The 2559-nt window shown below is 59.6% G+C and carries 2 protein-coding genes and 1 pseudogene; all 3 read right to left on the bottom strand.

Annotation, left to right across the window (positions count from 1 at the left end; genetic code table 11):
- Window positions 1-335 precede the first annotated feature (335 nt).
- On the bottom strand, window positions 336-1343 hold the full coding sequence (locus tag G3480_RS26090) for a DUF4351 domain-containing protein (RefSeq protein ID WP_164657117.1): 1008 nt from the start codon (window positions 1341-1343) through the stop codon (window positions 336-338).
- A 78-nt stretch (window positions 1344-1421) separates the two neighbouring features.
- Window positions 1422-2096, bottom strand: coding sequence for a hypothetical protein (locus tag G3480_RS26085; protein WP_240906088.1), 675 nt, complete (start codon window positions 2094-2096; stop codon window positions 1422-1424).
- 141 nt (window positions 2097-2237) lie between these two features.
- A pseudogene (locus G3480_RS26080) lies at window positions 2238-2559 on the bottom strand (IS4 family transposase); the annotation flags it as partial.

The raw sequence follows: 2559 nt of genomic DNA, 5'->3' as shown, positions 1-2559 counted from the left end.
ATAGCGTAAAGGTGTATGGGCATTGTCTGAATTCATCTTGATCTCCTCCGAATGAAAAGAGGGCATTCGTATTAAATCGCCATGTTATTCAGATTTTTTCGACAGCGAATCAGTTACTTAGTTCCTATACAGCGTCTAAATGTCGCGCCCCCTCGCCGCAGACGCAGGTGTATGCCTTGAGATGCGTCAAGGAGCACGGAATCGCGCAGTTCCAGTCCGCTGCTCTTGATGAAAGAGGCGGCGAGATGGATCGCGTTCGCGCGGCGAGGGGCATCCAGTAGGGGCGGTAGGCAGGGATTGCTCGCGCCAACGGGTGACGGAGACTTCCTATGGGATCATCCGTCGAGCAGTTCCTCTAAGGTGCTTGCCGTCAGTAACCGATCGAGCCAGGTATCGAGCTGAGGGATGTCGGCGGACTCGATTTGCTGAAGCTGTTCCGGGGTTGGTGGGCCGAACCTGGCTTGGATCATGCGCAGCAGGGCCTTGGTCTCGCCGCGTTTCTCGCCGCGTTCTTCACCGCGTTTCTCGCCGCGTTTCTCGCCGCGCTCAAGCGCCATCTGCTCGAAGCTCATGACATAGGGCATCTTGGTGCTCTCCTCCAATGTAATCAGTTCGTTGCGTAATTCCAGCTCGAGTGCGCGCGGCAGGCGCAGCATCCAGTCGATGAAGCGCAGCAGCGCGAGGGCGTCCTCGCGCGCGTAATGGTAATGGTAGAGCAGCCAGATGATCTCGCGCTTGCTGGCCTTGCGCTCGGGGTCGCTGGCCTTTCGGTGCGCCGCCAGTTGTGCGAGGGCGACAACGGCGAAGGGGTTGCTCGCGGCCTGTGCCTTCAGAGGTTCCCATTGGATGGCCCAGTCCTGGAGGTTATGGACACGGAAGCAAAATTGCACGCCATAGCCGTCATGCTCGGATGCGTAGCGCCCGAGTCTCGAGCAGTCAGGTTGATTGGTCAGGACCGCCAGGCTGACGATCTCCGCTTCTGGATGGTGGTCGTGGATCCGGTAGTAGTACTGGAACATCCGATGGTTGAAGGAGGTATCGGCCTGCCCCTGGATCTCGATATGAATCAGCAGCCACAGCTCCTGGCCTTGGCGGCTGCGCACGCGTACCAGTCGGTCCGCGAAGCGCTTGCCGAGCTGGGAGTCGCCGGTGATCTTTAGCAGCTCTGCATCCAGGAATTCATGGTGGTGATGCCAATCGATGCGCGCATGCACCGGCTCGAAGAAGAGGCGCATAAAGGGCTCGAAGTATGCGCCGATGGCCTCTTTCCAGGGCGAGTCGTAATCAGGTCGCTCGGACATTGATGCGCCCGCGTTCGCCGAGGGAGTATCAGGGGTGCTCATGGGCGCCATTCTAGCCAGTGTTCAGGTGGGACACGCCAAAGTAGAGCAATGAGGTCGAAACGAGCCATTGTCTTATCCTCAATCGTCGTCTTTCGGAATCTCCTCGATCTCGGCGTCTTCGATCTCCCCGCTCGCCCCCTCGAGCTGGCGCCATGTGCCGGGTAGGGCCAGCTCCTCGTTGCCAAGGGCACCGTCGATCACGGATTCCAGTAGACCATAGCTCACCCGCCAGCGTACCGAGCCAACCAGCACGGCGGCCGATTTCTGGTTGAGCTTGACGACTTCGCCGAAATTTTCATGGCCGTTGCGATCCTTGAAGGCGACGCGGTCGCCGACCTTGACGCTGTTGCGGTCTAGTCCGCGGCGTTTCGTCGATGCAATCTCGGCGTCTTGGCCGTCGAGGTTGATCAAGTAGAAGGGGATGGTCCAGCGTCTGCCGTCGCCGATGTTTTTCACGACCGCACGGGTGCGGTTGATCTTCAAGAGGTGCGCTTCGACCAGACGGTTCTGGCCGCTGTCGAACCAGGAGACCGTTTGGCCGACGCAAAGCGCCTGCTTGGCGTTGCGGATGCGCGCTGGGTCATCGAGCTGGTTGGCGATTGCGACGTTGAGCCGATAGAGTTCGAACAAGCTTGCTTCATTCAGGGCTTCGAGGATGTGGTTGTAGTCCATCGGGCGTTTCTCCGTCACGATTGGATAAGGCGAGAAGACCTGTGCTCCTATCAGCGCGATCCATTTACGTGCGAGGGGCATGGCCTCACCACCTATCGGTTTTATGTAGCCAGGGCTTCCAGTCCTGGCAAACCAGGCCAGGATGGCCTGGCTACGCAGGCTTGGAGCGGCTGTTCCGGTTGATTTCGGGAAACCGATAGGTGTTGAGGCAATGCCATGGACTTAAGCCGCCCGGCAGTAAGCCGGGTGGAATCCAGGCTTGAGCTTGCCGGGATTGCGGCGTGGAAATTGTCGGTCTGGCCGTACCGCCTCGACGGCATCGGAAAGCGTGAGGACGGCCTGCGTCAGCAGGGTGGTTGGAGGATGTAAGGTGCCGATCAGTAGTCGAACCAGGGTGTGCTTCATGGTCGAGAGGCTGCTGGTCCAGCGGACGTGATAGGCATGCTTGCGCGCGGCGTGGCGGCGGGTTGCGAGCACCTGGGCGAGTCCTCGAACCATGCTGGCGAGGTTCAGGGCAAGGATCTTGGCGTGGACGTCTTGCTGC

It is taken from the genome of Thiorhodococcus mannitoliphagus, assembly GCF_010915725.1.
Classification (GTDB): domain Bacteria; phylum Pseudomonadota; class Gammaproteobacteria; order Chromatiales; family Chromatiaceae; genus Thiorhodococcus; species Thiorhodococcus mannitoliphagus.
This window is presented reverse-complemented; position numbering and strand designations above follow the sequence as displayed.

What these genes read in the sequence shown, in the direction of transcription:
- G3480_RS26085 (WP_240906088.1), bottom strand. Translation starts at nt 2,096, where the DNA reads ATGCCCCTCGCACGTAAATGGATCGCGCTGATAGGAGCACAGGTCTTC.
- G3480_RS26090 (WP_164657117.1), bottom strand. Translation starts at nt 1,343, where the DNA reads ATGAGCACCCCTGATACTCCCTCGGCGAACGCGGGCGCATCAATGTCC.